The 16,978-nt window shown below is 68.1% G+C and carries 15 protein-coding genes; 5 read left to right on the top strand and 10 right to left on the bottom strand.

The features are described from left to right. Positions 1-228: 228 nt before the first annotated feature. Together G8760_RS07765 and G8760_RS07760 are read right to left on the bottom strand one after the other, a co-directional pair. Positions 229-1,938, bottom strand: coding sequence for a phospho-sugar mutase (locus G8760_RS07765; RefSeq protein ID WP_166349303.1), 1,710 nt, complete (start codon positions 1,936-1,938; stop codon positions 229-231). Positions 1,939-2,000: 62 nt separating this feature from the next. Then, entirely contained in the window at positions 2,001-2,828 is an 828-nt protein-coding gene (locus tag G8760_RS07760) for a purine-nucleoside phosphorylase (RefSeq protein ID WP_207782122.1), read from the bottom strand. 100 nt (positions 2,829-2,928) lie between these two features. Here G8760_RS07760 and G8760_RS07755 point away from each other — a divergent pair, with 100 nt between their 5' ends. Beyond that, positions 2,929-4,305 (top strand): NAD(P)H-quinone dehydrogenase, encoded by a 1,377-nt coding sequence (locus tag G8760_RS07755; protein WP_207782121.1) that lies wholly within the window; start codon positions 2,929-2,931, stop codon positions 4,303-4,305. A gap of 76 nt (positions 4,306-4,381) precedes the next feature. Here the strand turns inward: G8760_RS07755 and G8760_RS07750 are convergent, their stop codons facing one another. Both G8760_RS07750 and G8760_RS07745 read right to left on the bottom strand, forming a co-directional pair. Beyond that, entirely contained in the window at positions 4,382-4,624 is a 243-nt protein-coding gene (locus tag G8760_RS07750; RefSeq protein ID WP_166349296.1) for a hypothetical protein, read from the bottom strand. 32 nt (positions 4,625-4,656) lie between these two features. After that, a complete protein-coding gene (locus G8760_RS07745; protein ID WP_166349293.1) occupies positions 4,657-5,904 on the bottom strand; it encodes a hypothetical protein in 1,248 nt (415 codons plus the stop codon). A gap of 327 nt (positions 5,905-6,231) precedes the next feature. Between G8760_RS07745 and G8760_RS07740 the strand changes: the two genes are divergently transcribed. Next, positions 6,232-6,561 carry a peptidoglycan-binding domain-containing protein gene (locus tag G8760_RS07740; protein WP_166349290.1) on the top strand — a complete coding sequence of 110 codons (330 nt, stop codon included), beginning with the start codon at positions 6,232-6,234 and terminating at the stop codon, positions 6,559-6,561. A gap of 201 nt (positions 6,562-6,762) precedes the next feature. Here the strand turns inward: G8760_RS07740 and G8760_RS07735 are convergent, their stop codons facing one another. Further along, positions 6,763-7,161: a PPOX class F420-dependent oxidoreductase gene (locus tag G8760_RS07735; RefSeq protein ID WP_166349287.1), complete on the bottom strand. Its 399-nt coding sequence runs from the start codon at positions 7,159-7,161 to the stop codon at positions 6,763-6,765. A 139-nt stretch (positions 7,162-7,300) separates the two neighbouring features. Here G8760_RS07735 and aac(3) point away from each other — a divergent pair, with 139 nt between their 5' ends. Continuing rightward, positions 7,301-8,122, top strand: a complete 822-nt coding sequence (aac(3), locus tag G8760_RS07730) for an aminoglycoside 3-N-acetyltransferase (protein ID WP_166349284.1) — start codon at positions 7,301-7,303, stop codon at positions 8,120-8,122. 48 nt (positions 8,123-8,170) lie between these two features. Here aac(3) and G8760_RS07725 read toward each other — a convergent pair whose 3' ends face one another. From G8760_RS07725 to G8760_RS07705, 5 genes are all read right to left on the bottom strand, one after another. Continuing rightward, positions 8,171-9,283 carry a hypothetical protein gene (locus G8760_RS07725; protein ID WP_166349281.1) on the bottom strand — a complete coding sequence of 371 codons (1,113 nt, stop codon included), beginning with the start codon at positions 9,281-9,283 and terminating at the stop codon, positions 8,171-8,173. Beyond that, positions 9,273-9,872, bottom strand: coding sequence for a hypothetical protein (locus G8760_RS07720; protein WP_166349278.1), 600 nt, complete (start codon positions 9,870-9,872; stop codon positions 9,273-9,275). Before G8760_RS07720 ends, G8760_RS07725 begins: the two co-directional genes overlap by 11 nt. Then, a complete protein-coding gene (locus tag G8760_RS07715; RefSeq protein ID WP_166349275.1) occupies positions 9,859-11,250 on the bottom strand; it encodes a hypothetical protein in 1,392 nt (463 codons plus the stop codon). The genes G8760_RS07720 and G8760_RS07715 overlap by 14 nt, the downstream gene beginning before the upstream one ends. A 33-nt stretch (positions 11,251-11,283) precedes the next feature. Further along, a complete protein-coding gene (locus tag G8760_RS07710) occupies positions 11,284-13,053 on the bottom strand; it encodes an ATP-binding protein (protein ID WP_166350008.1) in 1,770 nt (589 codons plus the stop codon). A 189-nt stretch (positions 13,054-13,242) separates the two neighbouring features. After that, complete coding sequence (locus G8760_RS07705; protein ID WP_166349272.1) at positions 13,243-15,279, bottom strand: vWA domain-containing protein; 2,037 nt, start codon at positions 15,277-15,279, stop codon at positions 13,243-13,245. 87 nt (positions 15,280-15,366) lie between these two features. On the opposite strand from G8760_RS07705, the gene G8760_RS07700 reads away from it, so the two are divergent. Further along, positions 15,367-15,828 (top strand): helix-turn-helix domain-containing protein, encoded by a 462-nt coding sequence (locus tag G8760_RS07700; protein ID WP_166349269.1) that lies wholly within the window; start codon positions 15,367-15,369, stop codon positions 15,826-15,828. Further along, positions 15,821-16,978, top strand: a complete 1,158-nt coding sequence (locus G8760_RS07695) for a serine/threonine-protein kinase (protein WP_166349266.1) — start codon at positions 15,821-15,823, stop codon at positions 16,976-16,978. Before G8760_RS07700 ends, G8760_RS07695 begins: the two co-directional genes overlap by 8 nt.

Here is a 16,978-nt window from a genome sequence, read left to right as displayed (position 1 = left end):
CTGCCCCAGGTGGGACTGCACACGTCGATGCCTCATGCCGCCGTGGCCGCCGTCAGCCTCCTTGTGGTGGACGCCGGAGTGCAGTAAGCCTCCTTGTGGTGGACGCCGGTGTGCAGTAAGCCTCCTTGTTGTTGTCTGGGCGACAACAAGCCTCCTTGTGGCCGACGCCCGGTGGCAGTAAGCCTCCTTGTGGCGCATCGGGTGGGTGCGACCGATCGGCGGAGCCGGTTACAGCTGGAGCAACCTGGCCAGGTCGGTGCGCAGCGCGGCCAGCTGTTCGGCGGCAACAACTCGGGCGGCGTCGATGTCATCGGCCACGTCGACGACGACCTCGAGGTAGCACTTGAGTTTCGGTTCGGTGCCGCTCGGCCGCACGATGAGCCGGGCGCCGTCGCTGGTGAGGTAACGGAGTCCGTCGGTGGGTGGCAGGCCGGCCAGTCCGTCTCGGAGATCGTCCACGGTGGATACCGCCGATCCGCCGAGCACCGCCGGCGGGTTCCTCCGCAGCCTGCGCATCGTGTCGGTGATCAGTTTGAGGTCATCCACCCGGATCGATAGCTGGTCGGTGGCGTGGACGCCGTGGGCGCGGGCGAGGTCGTCCAGGACGTCCCACAACGTGTGGCCCGCGGACTTCGTTTCAGCTGCCATTTCGGCCAGGAGCACCGCGGCCGAGATACCGTCCTTGTCTCGAACGGCTGCCGGGTCGACGCAGTAGCCGAGGGCTTCCTCATACCCGTAGACGAGGCCTGGCACGCGGGAGATCCATTTGAAGCCGGTGAGTGTTTCGGCGTGGGCTATCCCGTGCGCCGTGGCGACCCGGCCGAGTAGCCGCGACGACACGATGGTGTTGACGAATACCCCGCCGGAGGCTGTCAGCTCACGTCCGCCCCGGCGCGCCAGGTGTAGCCCAAGCAACGTGCCGACGTCGTCGCCGTGCAGCATCTGCCACGAGCCCGCTCCGGACGAAGCCGGGCCGGGAAGGGCGACGGCCAGCCGGTCGGCGTCGGGGTCGTTCGCCACCACGAGGTCGGCGTCGAGCCGGCTGGCGAGCGCCAACGCTAGATCGATGGCGCCGGGCTCCTCCGGGTTGGGGAACTCCACGGTGGGGAAATCTGGATCAGGCTCGGCCTGCTCGGCGACCGGGTGGACGTCGTGGAACCCCGCGCGGCGTAGCGCCTCGACCGCAGTGGCGCCGCCGACGCCGTGCAGGGACGTCAGCACGATGCGGAGGTCGCGTCCACTGGTGCCGGGGGCTGGTGAGCTGGCCATGGCGGCCGCCGCGTCGAGATAGGCCTCGACGACGTGGTCGCCGACCTCGGTCCAGCCGCTGGCCGCCCGGGGAATGTGCGCGGTGAAATGTACATCCTTGATGTACGACGCGATCTCGGCGTCGACCGGGGCGACGATTTGGGAGCCGGCGTCGGGCCCGCCGAGGTAGACCTTGTAGCCGTTGTCGTGTGGCGGGTTGTGGCTGGCGGTCACCATCACCCCGGCATCGGCGTCGAGATAGCGCACCGCGAATGCCAACACCGGCGTGGGCAGCTCGCGCGGGAGGACGAGTGTGTCGATCCCGGCAGCGGTGAACACGGCGGCGCTGTCCACTGCGAACGTCCGGGAGCCGTGCCGGGCGTCGTATCCGATGACCACCCGGTGCCGGTCCGGCCGGACCGGTTCGCGCATCCCGACGAGGTAGTGGGCCAGCCCGGCGGCGGCCCGCAGCACAACCGAGCGGTTCATCCGGTTCGGCCCGGCCCCAAGGCGGCCGCGTAGGCCGGCGGTACCGAAGGTCAGGAAGCCGGCGAACCGGTCACCGAGGTCCGCCAAGGCGGCGCTGTCGCCGTCTTCGGCGCGTTCGATGATGGCACGCAACTCCGCACGCGTGGCCGGATCGGGATCGTCGGCCAGCCAGGTGTGAGCCTCGTAGAGAACTTCGCCCATCAGCTCATCGTCCCATGATCATGAACACTTGTCCGTGCTAGGACCCGGACAAGTGTTCATGATCATGGGGTGAGGCGGGCGACGATGTCCGCGAGAAGTGCGCTGATCCGCGGCGCCGCGGCCTGCCCGGTCTCCAGGACCTCCGCGTGACTGAGCGGCGCCGGACTGATCCCCGCGGCCAGGTTGGTGATCAGCGAGATACCAAGCACCTCCATACCCGCCTCCCTGGCCGCGATCGCCTCGAGCGCCGTGGACATACCCACGAGGTCGCCACCGATACGCCGGGCGAACTGGATCTCGGCCGGGGTCTCGTAGTGCGGGCCCCGGAACTGTACGTAGACACCTTCGGCGAGCGACGGATCGACCTCGCGGGCCAGCGCCCGCAGCCGGGTCGCATACAGGTCGGTCAGGTCCACGAACGTGGCGCCTTCCAGCGGCGACGTGGCCGTGAGGTTGATGTGGTCGTTGATCAACACTGGAGTGCCAGGTGCCCACTCCGGGTTCAGGCCGCCGCAGCCGTTGGTGAGCACGAGGGTGCGCGCGCCGGCCGCTGCCGCTGTGCGGACGCCGTGCACGACGGCCCGCACCCCGTGCCCCTCGTAGAGATGGGTGCGGGCCCCTAAGACCAGCGCATGCCGGGTGGGCTCGCCAGCGGCCGAGGCGACCCGGATCGACCGGATGGTGCCGGCGTGTCCGGCCACGGCGGAGGTGGTGAACCCGCTGATGTCGGCGGCCGGGATCTCGGCCACGGTCTCGCCGATCAGTTCGGCGGCGCCTCCCCAGCCGGAACCGAGCACCAAGGCAACGTCGTGCGACGGTACACCGGTCAGCTCGGCCAGCTGGCTGGCCGCGGAGCGAGCGAGGTCATGGGCGGAAATGTTCTCGGACACGCGGCAGACGCTACCGTCCCGCGGCGCGGTTTGCCCGCTGGCACCACCGACGACCCCGCCCGAACGGGCCAGATGCACGACCGTGCGCCAGAATGGCGGGGTGACACGTGTGGCGATCCTCGGTGGCGGTCCTGGCGGATACGAAGCGGCGCTGGTGGCCGCTCAACTCGGCGCGGAGGTGACACTCGTCGACCGCGACGGCGTCGGCGGCTCCACCGTGCTCACCGACTGCGTGCCAAGCAAGACGCTGATCGCCACCGCCGAGGTCGCCACCGACGCCGCGGAGTCCTCCGAGCTGGGCGTGGTGCTCGGCGACGACGCGGTGCGGGTGGACCTGGCCAGAGTTAATGCCCGGGTGCAACGGCTCGCCGCGGCCCAGTCCGCCGACACCACCGCCACGGTGGAGCGCGCAGGTGTGCGGATCGTCCGCGGAACTGGACGGCTCGCTCCCGGTGATCGCGTCCTGGTCGACCTCAACGACGGCGGCACCGACGAACTCGTCGCCGACGTCGCGTTGGTGGCCACGGGGGCCCGCCCACGTGTACTGCGCGACGCAGAGCCCGACGGTGAACGGATCCTCACCTGGGAGCAGGTGTACGACCTCCAGGAGTTGCCGGAGCGGCTCATCGTCGTGGGCTCCGGGGTGACCGGCGCGGAGTTCGCCAGCGGCTACAACGCGTTGGGTTCCGACGTCGTACTCGTATCGTCTCGCGACCGAGTGCTACCCGGCGAAGACGCCGACGCCGCATTGGTGCTGGAGGACGTTTTCGCCCGCCGCGGGCTCACCGTGTTGTCGCGGTCGAGGGCAGCATCGGTGAAACGGGTGGGTGACGGTGTGGTGGTGACGCTCTCCGACGGACGCACCGTCGAAGGCACACATTGCCTGATGGCGGTCGGCTCGGTGCCCAACACCGAGAGTCTCGGCCTGGCCGAGTGCGGGGTAGCGGTCGACGAACAAGGTTTCATCACGGTCGACAAGGTGTCGCGGACCTCCGGACGCGGTGTCTACGCCGCGGGAGATTGCACCGGAGTGCTGATGCTCGCCTCGGTGGCGGCTATGCAGGGCCGCACCGCGATGTGGCACGCCCTGGGCGACGCGGTCCGTCCGCTGGACCTCAAGACCGTCGCCGCCAACGTCTTCACCGCGCCGGAGATCGCCACGGTGGGCTGGAGTCAGGCTGCCGTCGACTCGGGCGAGATCGACGCGCGGGCGGTGAAGCTCCCACTGGCCACCAACGCGCGGGCGAAGATGCAGGGCATCAAGGACGGCTTCGTGAAGCTCTTCTGCCGGCCGGGCACCGGGATCGTCGTCGGCGGAGTCGTGGTCGCGCCGCGGGCGAGTGAGCTGATCTACCCGATCTCGCTGGCGGTCGAGGCGTCCTTGACCGTCGACCAGCTGGCCCGCGCGTTCACGGTGTACCCGTCGCTGTCCGGCTCGGTGGCCGAGGCTGCTCGCCGGCTGCGGCACCGCGGCTGAGCAGCGCGCTGGTAGCGGTAGGCGTCAGTCCCACGCGGTCTCCCGTGTTCGGCACGACGAGTGTTCCGTCGGCTGTCTATCGCGGGGGCAGCGCTTGGGCTGTCGGAACGATCGAGCTGTTGTTGGTCGGCAGCGGCAACTGCAGGACGCTGTGGCAACCGTAGTCAGCCACCAGGAGCCGGTCTTCCCACACCGCTAGTGATAGTGGCCGGATGAGCTGGCTGTCCATCGCCGCGGTATCAGCATCGTCGCAGGTGAACTCGCCGTCGTCCGGAGGCTGTTGACGGGCCGCGAGCACCGAGACCGTCTCGGGTGTCATGCGGCGTACGCACCTGCCGCCGTCACAGGCGGTCAGAACTCGAAGCCGCCGAATCCGCCGCCGAAGTCGCCGCCGCCACCGTCGAATCCGCCGCCGAAGTCGCCGCCACCGTCGTCGAATCCGCCGCCGAAGTCGCCGCCACCCTCACCACCGGCACCAGCTCCGTAAGCCATTGGCGCGGCCATCGCCGAACCGAGCATGGTGCCGACCATCATGGCCGGCAGGACCGCGCCGAAGTAGCCGGCCGCCCAGCCGCCGTAGGCGGGACCGGCCTCCCAGTACGGGCGGCGCTCACCGTCGCCGGCGCGGACGAGGCGGACGTCCGGGTCCAGCCCTTGTTTAACCCGCATGGCGTCGGCAGCGCACGCCGGAACGAGGCGCGGCACACCGCCGGGCGGCGCCCACGACACGTCCTCGACCGACGGGCCGTGACCGGGGTCGAAGAAACACGGCGAGCGGCGTTCGGGCAGGGAGTCGCCGCTCATCCGGGCTTGGACGCAGCCGAGCAGCCAGCGGCCCTCCTCGAGTGCGTTGGTGACCGGCTTGAGATCTTCGGCCTTCTCGGCCCGGTCGGCATACATCTTCGCGTTCTCGTAGAGGTCGAGCGCTCGGCCGTATTCCTGCCGAGCCTCGATCGGGACGGCCGAGTCTGCCTGCACGTCCAGGTCCAGTTCGGACAGGCGCTCGCCGTAGGCGGTGATGTCTTCGTCGAGGGCATTACGCACCTGGTCGAGTTCGACCCGTTCGCGGTTGCGCCGATTGCGGCGGTAGAGCAGGTAACCTCCACCACCGGCCGCTACCAGGATGGCCAGCGGCAGCATCCCGCCACCGCCGCCGCGCGGGCGGGTGGTGGCGCCCCCGGCTCCGGTGCCCGCACCGGCCTGGTTCTCCGCCAACCGCTCGATCTGGTTGACGCTGTGCTCGATCAACTCCAGGGTGTTGGTGCCGAAGTCGGCCGCGCCGTGGGCGACCTGGCGGACGCCGTTGATAGCGGTTGAGACGGCGTCACCCTCCCCGTTGCTGAGGAAGACGACGTAGGTACCTTGCTGCCCGACAGCATTAGCGATATCGCGCGGAGCGCGGCTGGCGGCCTTCGCCTCGACCGGAAGGATGGCAACCCAGATGGGCACCGCGGCGTCGTCGAGATGTGAGCGGGCCTCGTTCTGGTCACCGGAGGTGAAAGGGATGTCGGCCGCCGCCAGTTCGGCCTCGGCGTCGGGATGGACATAGAGGCGTGAGTTGCGTAGTGCTTGCCCGGCTTCGTCCCACGCGTTCGACATACCTCCATCATCCACTTCTTGCTGATCGCGTGCTACATCCGGTCCGGGGTGAAGAACACCACGTGTCATCGCGCCGGTTGACCGCTTCAGGCACGTCGTTCCGGGCCTTGGGTTCGGCGCGGGTGACGGTGTTCCGGGCCTAGGCGTCGGGGTCGACCCTGGTGTTGATCATCAGGGGTGGCTCATGCCCCGGGTTGACCCTCCGTGACTGCGGGTCATACCCCGGCCAGACGGGTCTGACCTGGTGAATCATCCGCCGGCCAGACGTTTTGACGGGTCTGCCCCGGCACGATGGATGGTGTCAGTCGCACTGAACAGGAGGGCACCATGGTTACCCACGCCATACCGGTCGTCCCAGCCGAGCGGGAGCGCGCCACAACCTGGCTACCGCGCATCCTCGCCGCATTGCGCGCCGCCTTTGAGACCGCGTCGAGTCGGCTATCCGGGTGGGCGCACAACCCCGACGCGGACCCGGCGTCCCTGCAACGGATCCTCGTCGAACTCGGCCGCCTGCATCCGGACCAGGCGACCGGCCGGCCGAATCCGGCGACGACACGCGCCGTGGCCGTGTTCCAGCGGGGCCGTGACCTGCGGGCTGACGGTGTCGCCGATGCTCGAACGGTGCACGCGCTCGCCCGCGCCTGGCATGCGGCATGAAACGTCGGCGGCCGCCGTACCCCCTGCCCCCCGTGATCGTCAGCAGGATCGTGTCGCTCCACCCCGGTGATCGTCGGCAGAATCGTGTCGCTATGGCGACCCAAATCCGGCGACGATCACCGGGAGCGGGGGCAGAAATGGGGCGATGATCACGGGTGAGGGGGGACCGGTGAGGGGGGGACCGGTGAGGGGGGAGGGGACTCAAGGGCCGGTCTGCTCCACGAGATGTGTCACCTTGATCCGGACGGTAACCCGTCGTTCGTCGTCGGCCAGGTCCCGGAAGTCTTGCCCGGTGTACTTGTGCGCCAGCTGGTTGATCACCTCGGCGCCGTCGTCGGCGCTAAACGTCGCCGCGCCGCTGACGCTGGCCCAGCTGAAGGGGTGGTCGGGATCCAGGACGCTCACCGACACCGTCGGGTTGTGCCGCAGGAAACGTTCCTTGGCACGGTCCAGGGCAGTGTTGAACAGCACGGTGTCGTCGTCTTCCACGTCCAGCCAGACCACGGAGTTGTGTGGTGAGCCGTCGGGACGGATCGCGGTGGCCCAGCCGAGTATCGGCCGGGAGAACAGCGAACGGGCGTGATCGGACAGGGGCGGCATAGGGCACTCCTCGATGGCGGGTACCTGATTGGAGACGTGTCAGCCCATAACGTCGGACACCGGCCATCATGTTCCGCGGCACCACATTGAGCCGCCGGTGTATGCGCAGCAAGAAGCCACGATGGCCCAGAATGAACCCATGGACGAGAAACCACAGTCCACTGTGCTGACCCGATCGAGGCTCGCCGAAGACATCCGCGACCTCGGCCTGGGCGCCGGTGATGCGGTGATGATCCACGCTGCGTTCAGCCGCGTCGGACCGGTTCTCGGCGGGCCGGACACCCTCGTGGACGCGGTCCTCGACGTCATCGGACCCGACGGAACGCTGTTGAGCTATCAGGACTGGGAGCTTGCGGTCGACATCTGGGATGACGACGGTCGGGTCGTGGATCATCTGCGCGCGCACGTGCCGCCCTTCGACCCGGCGACCGCCCGTCCATCCCGCAGCCACGGCATCATCGCCGCGACCATCGGGACCCGGCCAGGCGTGCGGCGCAGCGGCAACCCCGGTGCATCGGTGGCCGCCCTCGGCGCACGCGCGGAGGAGTTCGTCACCTCGCACCCTCTTGACTTCGGCTACGGGGAAGGATCACCGTTCGCACGGCTGGTCGAGACGGGCGGCCAGGTGGTGATGGTGGGTGCACCACTCGACACGATGACCCTTCTGCACCATGCCGAACATCTCGCCGATCTGCCCGGCAAACGCCGAGTCCGGGTCGAATACCCCCTCCTCAGCCCGGCGGGTGGGGTGACCTGGCGGACGGTCGAGGAGTTCGACACCAGCGATCCAGTTGTCGAGGGGCCAGCGGACGACTACTTTCGGCTCATCGTCGAGGAGTATCTCGCCACCGGAGCGGGAAACCAGGGCCAGATCGGCCAGGCGCCCAGTGTTCTTGTCGACGCCGCTGGCATCGTCACCTTCGCCGTCAGGTGGCTTGAGCAACGATACGGGCGCCGATGACGTCAGCCGCGCTGACCCGGCGACCTGGACCGGCCACCACCACGAGGTTCATTGGCCGGTGAGGACACGTTCGACGAGGTTGGCGCGGAGTGCGCCGTAGCCGGTGGACGCCCAGGGCTCCAGGCCGGACTCGTAGTAGGGGACGTCCTGGCCGCCGACGGTGACCTGGAGCGTATCCGGCTGTACGTCGCTGTCCACCTGCTCGGCGCAGACGCCGCACGCACCTACCGACCCGGCAGCGCTGCCGGGAAGCCGGACGTCGCGCTGGGCAGCGCCGTGGAGCGGATTGAAGAAACACGGCCGGGGCCGTGGGCGCCGGCGCAGGGCGTCGCGGCCCGCGGTGCGCCGCAGGTGCGCTTCACCGGTCTCGGCCAGTACCAGCGCGCCGACTATGTCGGCGAGGTTCTGCTGCCGGTCCAGGGTGCGTCCGGCGGCGTCGTAGGCGTCCAACGCGGCCCGATACTCGGTTAGTGCGCTGCCGCCGGGAGGAACGTCGGTACGCTCCAGCTCCTCTCCGAGGGCCAGGATGGTGCTGCGGGCTTGCTCGGTGACGGCCTCCGAGCGGGCACCACGAACCGCGTCGAGTACATGGGCCGGCACGCTGTACGCCCGGGCTACTCGCCGGCTGTCCCGCCGGATCTTGGCCCGGTAGGCGAAGGCCCAGATAATGGCGCCGACGACGGCGAAGACCACGACACCGCCGGCCGCCGCCGCGACACCCTCGGTGAACGACTCCGACGAACTCGACGAACGAGAGTCACGCAACTCTCGGTAGGCCTGCTCGCCGGTGCCCGTGGCGACCAGTTCCACGAACCGCTCGATCTTGCCGACGTGCGTGTCCTCTTGATGCGCGACCCGCGCCGCGTCGTACTGGCTGGATACGCCGTGGGTGCGGGCAGTGAGCACGTCCAGCGAATCGATCGACACGTAGACGCCGTCGGCACCGAGCTGGTCGTGGACGAGGGTGAGCAACTGCCCGGCGCTGCCGTTGAACTCGTCGTCGTAGCGCAGCGGCAGATACACCACGTAGATAGGGACGGGAGAGTCCTCGACCATCTCGGTGATCGACTGAACATGTTCGGCGGGCAGTGCACCAGGCTCGACGTACACCGGCGACTCTGCGAGGTGGTCGGCGATGGAGGCGACGCGATCAGTCGACATCATTGTCCTCGGGGATCCACTGAGTACGACGATCCGGCGGGTACATCCGGGGGATGACGCTGGACAAGCGACCATCGTAGACGGAGGCGCCGAGCCAGGTGAGCGCGTCACCGTAGCGGTCCACCGACGACGCGTGCCGGTCCTGATCGATGATGACGTAGTGTCCGTCCCGGCCGACCTCGTCGGAGAGTGCGATCACGGCGGCGTCGGTGTTGCCACCCATGCCGTCCTGCCGGATGAACGGGGCGATGACGACGTAGATCGGCGGCCCCGCGTCGAGTGCCTCGATCACCGCGGCCCGCTCGTCGGGCGGCAACATGTGGGACAGCGCCGGATCGACGTACAGCGGTGCCTCCTCCAACGCGGCAGCGGCCTCGAGGATGCGGTCGTCGGCCGGTGGAAGGTCGGCGTAGTCGGCCAGTTCCTGCCGGGTGGCCCAGCTGCGATCCGGCCGTTCGTCCGCGGGTTCCCGGCTGGAGTTCCAGTCGAGGGCACCAGCGAGCACGCCCGCCACGAGCCCGATGGCAATGGCGGGGAGGAGGTGGCTGCGCTGCCCGGGTGTCTGCGACTCCTGCTCATCGGGGCTCATGTGCCAACCTCCCAGGGAGCGGAGTTCCCGCGCGGGCGCCGGCCAAGACCAGGTCAGGGAGGTCGGCGCGCAGGGAGCCGTAGCCGGACACCGCCCACACGTCGGGCCGGCGGTAGTACGGAATGACCCGCCAGCCGCGCCGTAGCCGGAACACATCCGGCTGGTGATCCTTCGAGAGGTCGTCGGCGCAGCGCTGGCAGACCGGGACCCGGACCTGCTGGCGCTGGCCGGGTAGCTCGGCGGTGGTGCGGTGCGGTCCGTGCAAGGGGTGGAGGAAACAGGGCTGTGGGCCGGGCGGCGGATCGGTGTGTGAGGCGGCGTACACGGCATGTTCGGCCAGCACTGCCGCACCCATGATGTCGGCCGGGTCGGTACTGTCCCGCAGCCGTCGGGCGGCGTCGGCGGCTCTCCATGCCACCGGCGGTACGGCTGAACCGTCCGGACCGGATACGTCGGTCTTCCATCCGTCGATAGAAGCGAGCGCCGTGGCCAGCCGCTCGCGTGCTGGGCCGATGTCGGTGGGCGAGCCGGTGATCGCCCGGCCCGCCGCGCGTCGCCCGAGCACCACGTTGGCCAGCGCGGCGACGACGATGGCGACGATGAAGCCGGTGCCGAGGTAGGAGTCGTCGCGGCTGGATGTGGGCCACGGAGGTGTGGTGAGTTCGCGTTGAGCGGAGAACGAGCGGAAGTCGACCTCGGTGACCACCATGACGGGCTGGGTCAGCAGTTCGTCGATGATCTCCGCGGCCGCGGCGTCGGCCTCGGGTGAGACGAGGTCGTCTACCCATGAGGTCAGCCGGAGCTGGGCGACGGCCTGGGCACCGGGACTCAACGTGACCTCGGCAGCCTGGGCGGCGTCATGGATGGCCAGCCACGACCGGGCCGGATCGGGGACGTCGACGCCGGCGGCTATGCCGCTCACGGCATATTCGATTCCCACGACGTATACGCCGTCCTCGCCGAGCCGTCGGTGCAGGAGGGCGGCAAGCTCCGCCGGATCGGCGCTGCCCCCGGAGCCGTCTCGGAGCAGATCGTCGCCCGGAACGTAGTGGACCAGCACGGCGTACGCCGGATACGGCAGGGCGTCGATCTCGGCCCGCAGGGCTGCCCGGAGGGCCTCGGCATCTCCGTTGCCCATAGCCCGGTCCACATACACAGGGTCGTCGGCGAGGTGGTGCACGATCTGATCGACCCGGTTGTGCAACGAGCTGATCCCGGGGCCGGTGTCGGCGGTGGTGTGCGCTGGTTGCGCTGCTGCGGCGCCATCAATGACGCCACCCATCACGCCGGCCGCGACACTGGCCACGACGAACGTAGCCACGACGGAAGCGACGGCCCTGATCAGCCGCTGCCGCACCGTCTGCGTGACGTAGCCCACCGCCGGGTATCGCCTCCGTCTTGACTGGTAGCTCTACTCCGAGGTGATGGTGCAGATGGCCGACCCGTTGGCGACGGTGGCGCCGATGGTGGCGTCGAGTCCGGTGACCACGCCGGCCTTGTGTGCGGTGAGCGGCTGTTCCATCTTCATCGCCTCGAGGACCACGATGACGTCTCCCTCGGCAACCTGCTGGCCCTCGTCCGCGACCACTTTGATGATGGTGCCCTGCATAGGCGATACGAGAGCGTCGCTGCTGCTGGTGGCGGTGGCAGCAGCACCGGACTGCCGGCGTGCCGGTTTGCGGGCGGCAGTTTGGCCCGACGCCGCCGTACCGGCACCAAGACCGGCCGGAAGCACCACCTCGAGCCGTTTACCGCCGACCTCCACGGTGATCCGTTCCCGGGACGCGGTGTCGTCGGTAGCGTCAGTGCCGCCCGAATACGGTTGCAGGGTGTTGTTCCACTCGGTCTCGATCCACCGGGTGTGTACCTGGAACGGCGTGTGCGGATCGGCCGGTGCGAACGCGTCGTCGTCGAGGACCGCCCGGTGGAACGGGACGACGGTGGCCAGCCCGTCGACCTGGAACTCCGCAAGCGCCCGGCGAGCCCGTTGAATCGCCTGGGTACGGTCGGCGCCGGTGACGATCAGCTTGGCCAGCAGGGAGTCGAAGTTCTGGCCGATGACACTGCCGGGTTCGATGCCGGCGTCGACCCGGACACCGGGCCCGGACGGTGGCACGAAGGTCGTCACCCGGCCCGGAGCGGGCAGGAAGTTGCGGCCCGGGTCCTCGCCGTTGATCCGGAACTCGATGGAATGCCCGCGCACCGGCGGATCGTCGTATCCGAGCTCTTCTCCCTCGGCGATGCGGAACATCTCCCGCACCAGGTCGATGCCGGTGACCTCTTCGGTGACCGGGTGCTCCACCTGAAGCCTGGTGTTGACCTCCAGGAACGAGATGGTGCCGTCGGCGCCCACCAGGAACTCGCAGGTACCGGCGCCGACGTAGCCGGCCTCGCGCAAGATGGCCTTGGACGCTTGATAGAGCTGAGTGTTCTGGGCCTCCGAGAGGAACGGCGCCGGAGCCTCTTCCACCAGCTTCTGGTGCCGGCGCTGCAACGAGCAGTCGCGGGTGGAGATCACCGCGACGTTGCCGTGCTGGTCGGCCAGGCATTGGGTCTCGACGTGCCGTGGCTGGTCCAGGTATCGCTCGACGAAACACTCACCGCGGCCGAACGATGCCACCGCTTCCCGCACCGCGGAGTCGTACAGCTCTGGGATCTCTTCCAGGGTGCGGGCTACCTTCAGCCCACGTCCGCCGCCGCCGAAGGCCGCCTTGATCGCGATGGGGAGGCCGTGTTCCTTCGCGAACGTGACGACCTCTTCGGCGCCGCCCACGGGGTCGGGGGTACCGGCCACCAAGGGCGCACCGGCACGCTGCGCGATGTGCCGGGCGCTCACCTTGTCGCCGAGTGATTCGATGGCCGCCGGTGGGGGACCGATCCAGGTGAGCCCGGCATCGATGACGGCCTGAGCGAAACCGGCGTTCTCGGCGAGGAACCCGTAACCGGGGTGGACCGCGTCCGCACCGGATCTGGCGGCGACGTCCAACAGCTTCTGGATGTCGAGATAGGTTTGGGTGCCGGTCTCGCCGTCGAGGCTGTATGCCTCGTCCGCAACCCTGGTGTGCGGAGCGTCGCGGTCGCCGTCGGCGTACACAGCGACGCTGCTGATTCCGGCGTCTCGGCAGGCACGGGCGACCCGGACGGCGATCTCACCGCGGTTGGCGATGAGTACCTTGGTGATGCTGCGCTTCACAACCTCTCCCTTCGGCTGACCTCCTCGTGGCCTGCTGCTACAGGTTAGTCCACCAGATTTCACCGATGAGCGGGCTGATCGTGACATTCCTCATGAAGGCGCCGCCACGTCGATCATGGGCACGTGAGCCCTCTAGAAGCCTGCGAGGTGTCACGTGCCCATGATTACGGAAACGGCTCAGGCAGTGCTGCGTTTAAGGGCTTGCCGGACCATATATCCGCCGCCGACGAGCGCCCCACCGCCGAGGGCCGCGAGGATCACCGCACCGGGTGAGATGGACAAGCCGCCGTTGGCTTCGCTCGCGGTGTTGGTGGTCATGTCGTGGTAGGGCGGTGTAGTCGTGACTTGATCTTCTCCTGGGGACGGCTGCTCGGCATCGTCGTCAGTGCCCGTCTCGTCATCGTCGCTGGGGATGTCGGTATTCGTGTCGCCCGATGTCGCTGGTTCGTCGGCTGTGTCGGAGCCGAGGAGGCCGCCGACACCCTCGCCGTCGTATGTGGGTGCACCGGCGCCGGCCTCGCCCATGACGTCGACGGTCAGCGTGTAATCGACCAGATGGTCGTTGCCACCGTCCGGGTCTTGGTTGTCGGTCACGGCAATGAAGTAGGGACCCGGGATCACTGCGTCGTGAACACCGTCCCAGTAGAGGGCCTCGCGGTTGAGTAGCCGGATGGAGGGTGTAGCCGCCCCTAGGCGGAATCTCATGTCACCGCGCTCCTCGGACCAGTCTGGCAGCCCTTCCGTGACGGAGTTCCGGTCCCGAAGGGTTCGGTAAGGGCCGAAAATCCGAAGGTCGTACCGAGCCGAACTGCCGGTGCCGAAGCTGCCTTTTTCGTCAGGGCCGACCTCCATCAGCGCCTGGACGTGCTGTCCCCAATCGGCGTCGACGGCGATGACCTTGGTTTCGCCGGGCAGCATTGACATTTCGTAGGTTCCGGGCTCCACAATCGGCGCGGACGAGAAGCTATTGCCGGGCTCAATGTCGTCGCGCGGCTCGCCGGCGCTCATGTCGTGCCAAGTAGCGATCTCCGATGCCGGCAGCTCGTCGGAGTTGGTGGTCGGTGGTTCTTCATAGACGACCAATTCGAAGTCCTGGCCGGCCAGTCCAGCACCGCCGAAGAGGCCGTCCTGGCCCACCTCGATGATGAGGGAATCCACGCTCTCACAATCATCACTGCGGATGAGGCGTGCTGTGGAGTTGGTGCCTATGCCAAGTAGCCCGTGGTCCGAGGATTCCTGTAAGGCCTCCAGTCCGCAGATGTCGCGATCCTCGGTGAGTATGCGGACTCGGCTCTGTGGGCGGCCATCCCCGTCGGTGAGTGATGCCGTGATCCCGGCGTGTAATGTCGAGCCGGCCATGCTGCGATCCACTCGATAGTAGATCGGCTTGATGTTGTTGGCATACGACCGTCCGTCGTTGGCGAAGGTGTCGATGTACTGGCCCGGCTCGATGGGGGTGGCTTCGGCAATGGTGGCGCCGCCGGTGATGCGCTCGCCTTTCAACTCGAACGGTTCGAAGGCGCGAGTGGAGACCTCAGTGAGGGCATTGGCGAGCTCGTCGGCGTTGGAGACGTCGTAGTACACCCCGCCGCCGTTGTCGGCGATGCATTCCATGGTTGCCCGCGCGTTTTCGTCGAGATCGAATCCGACGACGTGAATGCGCATGTTGTAGCCCCGGCTGATGAGATCGGCGGCGACCTCACAGGGGTCCGGGTCGCACGTCGGTTCACCGTCGGAGACGAGCACGATGGTGCGTTGGGTCTCGGTACCGAGGTCGTTGGCGGCCTGCTGGAGTGCGTATCCGATGGGGGTTTCGCCGTAGGGCTCGTAGTCGGCGACGGCGGCGCGCAAATTGTCGCGGTTGTCGGTGGCGGGCTCGACGACTTGCACCGAGTCTTCGCATGCGCCGGGATCGGAGGAGCTGAAGACTTCTGATCCGAAGACTCGCAGTCCGACATGGGCGTTGTCCGGGAGGTCGTCGATCAGGGTGTTGAGGGCCGACTTGGCGGCCTCGATGCGGGTGGTGCCCGCGTCGTCGCCGGTGGGTTCAGCCATAGAGCCGGAAGCGTCCATGACCAGCTGCAGGCGGCCAGTGTTGTCCTGGTTGGTTGATTGGTCGGCGTGGGCCGGGTGGGCCAGGAACGGCATTGCCGCGGTGCCAGTAAGGACGGCTGCGGCCAACATGCCGAGGAGTTGGTTGCGGTTGTTTGCCATCATCCAAACCTTCGATCGTTTGCGATTGCGAATTCACCATAAGCATTTGCAATCGCGAACGTCAACTTTTCATGCCATGCTTCTCTTGTGGAACCGGAGATCATTGAGCGCAACCGCCGCCAGCAGGCTGAACTCTACGGTGCCGCCCTGGGCGACTTGGTGCTGACCGTGCGCAACTCACTCGGACTGACTCAGAGACGTATCGCCGAAGTACTTGGGCTGTCACCTCCGATGCTGTCGCAGCTGATCAGCGCGCAGCGGGTGAAGATCGGTAACCCGGCTGTGGTGGCTCGGCTGACGGCACTGCTCGACTTGGCCGAAACAAACTTAGCTCTGGAGCCCGATGAGCTCGAAGCCCGCCTGGGGGCAGTCTCGCTCGCATCAGGCGCATTCACTCAGCAGTCCAGCAGACATGCGGTGACCGAGGAGGTCCGCAAAGCCCTCCTGGCGACCGGCTCGCCTGCCCGGCTGCGTGCGTCGGCCGAACTCGTTGAGCCTTCGCACGCCGCGCTGGCTCGACTCCTACGCGAGGCGGCTGACCATGGGTGAGGTGTTCGCCGGCCGATACGAGCTAGTCGAACTCGTTGGCCAGGGCGGCATGGGAACGGTGTGGATCGTCTGGGACCGGCGTAGCGAATGCTTTCGTGCGGCAAAAGTGCTGAGGCAAGCCGACGCGGCGTCGCTCGTGCGGTTTGTGCGCGAGCAGTCGTTTCGTATCTCGCACGAACACTGCGTCACTCCGCATGGCTGGGCCGGCGAAGACGATCGGGTGCTGTTCACTATGGATCTTGTGCGCGGGGGATCGGTCGCGACGTTGCTCGGCGACTACGGTCCCCTGCCGTCCGGATGGGCGGCGGTGCTGCTTGATCAGCTGCTCTCCGCGCTGGAAGGAGTACACCACGCGGGTCTGGTCCATCGCGATGTCAAGCCGGCCAACCTGCTGTTGGAGCCTACCGGCACCGGCCGGCCCCACCTGCGGCTCAGCGATTTCGGGGTGGCGGTTCCGGTCAACGAACCGCGCATGACACGCACCAGTGCAGTGCTCGGTACACCTGGTTATCTCGCGCCCGAACAGCTGCGCGGCGAAGACCCCGACCTGCGCTCCGACTTGTGGGCGGCGGGGGTCGTCTTGGCTGAGATGCTGACCGGCCAACCGATGCGACACGACGGCTCGGGTGTGCCGGAGGAGGTGCCGGCTGGGGTAGCGCCGAAGCTCTGGGAGTTAGTTCAGTCGCTAACCGCGCCCGGCCTTCAGGACCGGCCGGAAAGCGCCGTTCGGGCCCGAGCCTTGCTGGCCCGGACGGGCCTTCTAGTCGAGCCGCCGCAGATTCCCGACGACGACGGCCGCGGCATCGAGGTGCTGGAGCAGATCGCGTGGCCCGGACCCGGGCGCGACGTCGATGAGAAGCCGCAAGTGTCCGTCGACGCACCCGTGGGGGAGCCGACACTGGTGGCGGCCGGTCCTGTTGTTCCGCCGCCACCCCTACCACCGACGCAGCACCTACCGCCGACGCAGCACCTACCGCCGACGCAGCACCTACAGCCGGCTGAGAACCACGTGCCGAACGAGGATGTCCGATCGGCCGAGCCAGAGGTCGGTGCGTACGGTTGGCGTTCGGGCCGGACATGGCTGGGTGTCGTCGTCGTTGGTGTGGGTCTGGTCCTTCTCGCCGCCGCAGTGATGGTGGCCGTCTCCTGA

Source organism: Phytoactinopolyspora limicola, assembly GCF_011320225.1.
Classification (GTDB): Bacteria; Actinomycetota; Actinomycetes; order Jiangellales; family Jiangellaceae; genus Phytoactinopolyspora; species Phytoactinopolyspora limicola.
The sequence above is the reverse complement of the archived record's forward strand: the minus strand, read 5'-3'. Positions and strand labels throughout refer to the sequence as shown.

Coding starts and splice junctions, on each gene's coding strand:
- G8760_RS07720 (WP_166349278.1), bottom strand. CDS start 9,872: ATGAGCCCCGATGAGCAGGAGTCGCAGACACCCGGGCAGCGCAGCCAC.
- G8760_RS07695 (WP_166349266.1), top strand. CDS start 15,821: ATGGGTGAGGTGTTCGCCGGCCGATACGAGCTAGTCGAACTCGTTGGC.
- G8760_RS07745 (WP_166349293.1), bottom strand. CDS start 5,904: ATGTCGAACGCGTGGGACGAAGCCGGGCAAGCACTACGCAACTCACGC.
- G8760_RS07740 (WP_166349290.1), top strand. CDS start 6,232: ATGGTTACCCACGCCATACCGGTCGTCCCAGCCGAGCGGGAGCGCGCC.
- G8760_RS07765 (WP_166349303.1), bottom strand. CDS start 1,938: ATGGGCGAAGTTCTCTACGAGGCTCACACCTGGCTGGCCGACGATCCC.
- G8760_RS07750 (WP_166349296.1), bottom strand. CDS start 4,624: ATGACACCCGAGACGGTCTCGGTGCTCGCGGCCCGTCAACAGCCTCCG.
- G8760_RS07735 (WP_166349287.1), bottom strand. CDS start 7,161: ATGCCGCCCCTGTCCGATCACGCCCGTTCGCTGTTCTCCCGGCCGATA.
- G8760_RS07725 (WP_166349281.1), bottom strand. CDS start 9,283: ATGTCGACTGATCGCGTCGCCTCCATCGCCGACCACCTCGCAGAGTCG.
- G8760_RS07705 (WP_166349272.1), bottom strand. CDS start 15,279: ATGGCAAACAACCGCAACCAACTCCTCGGCATGTTGGCCGCAGCCGTC.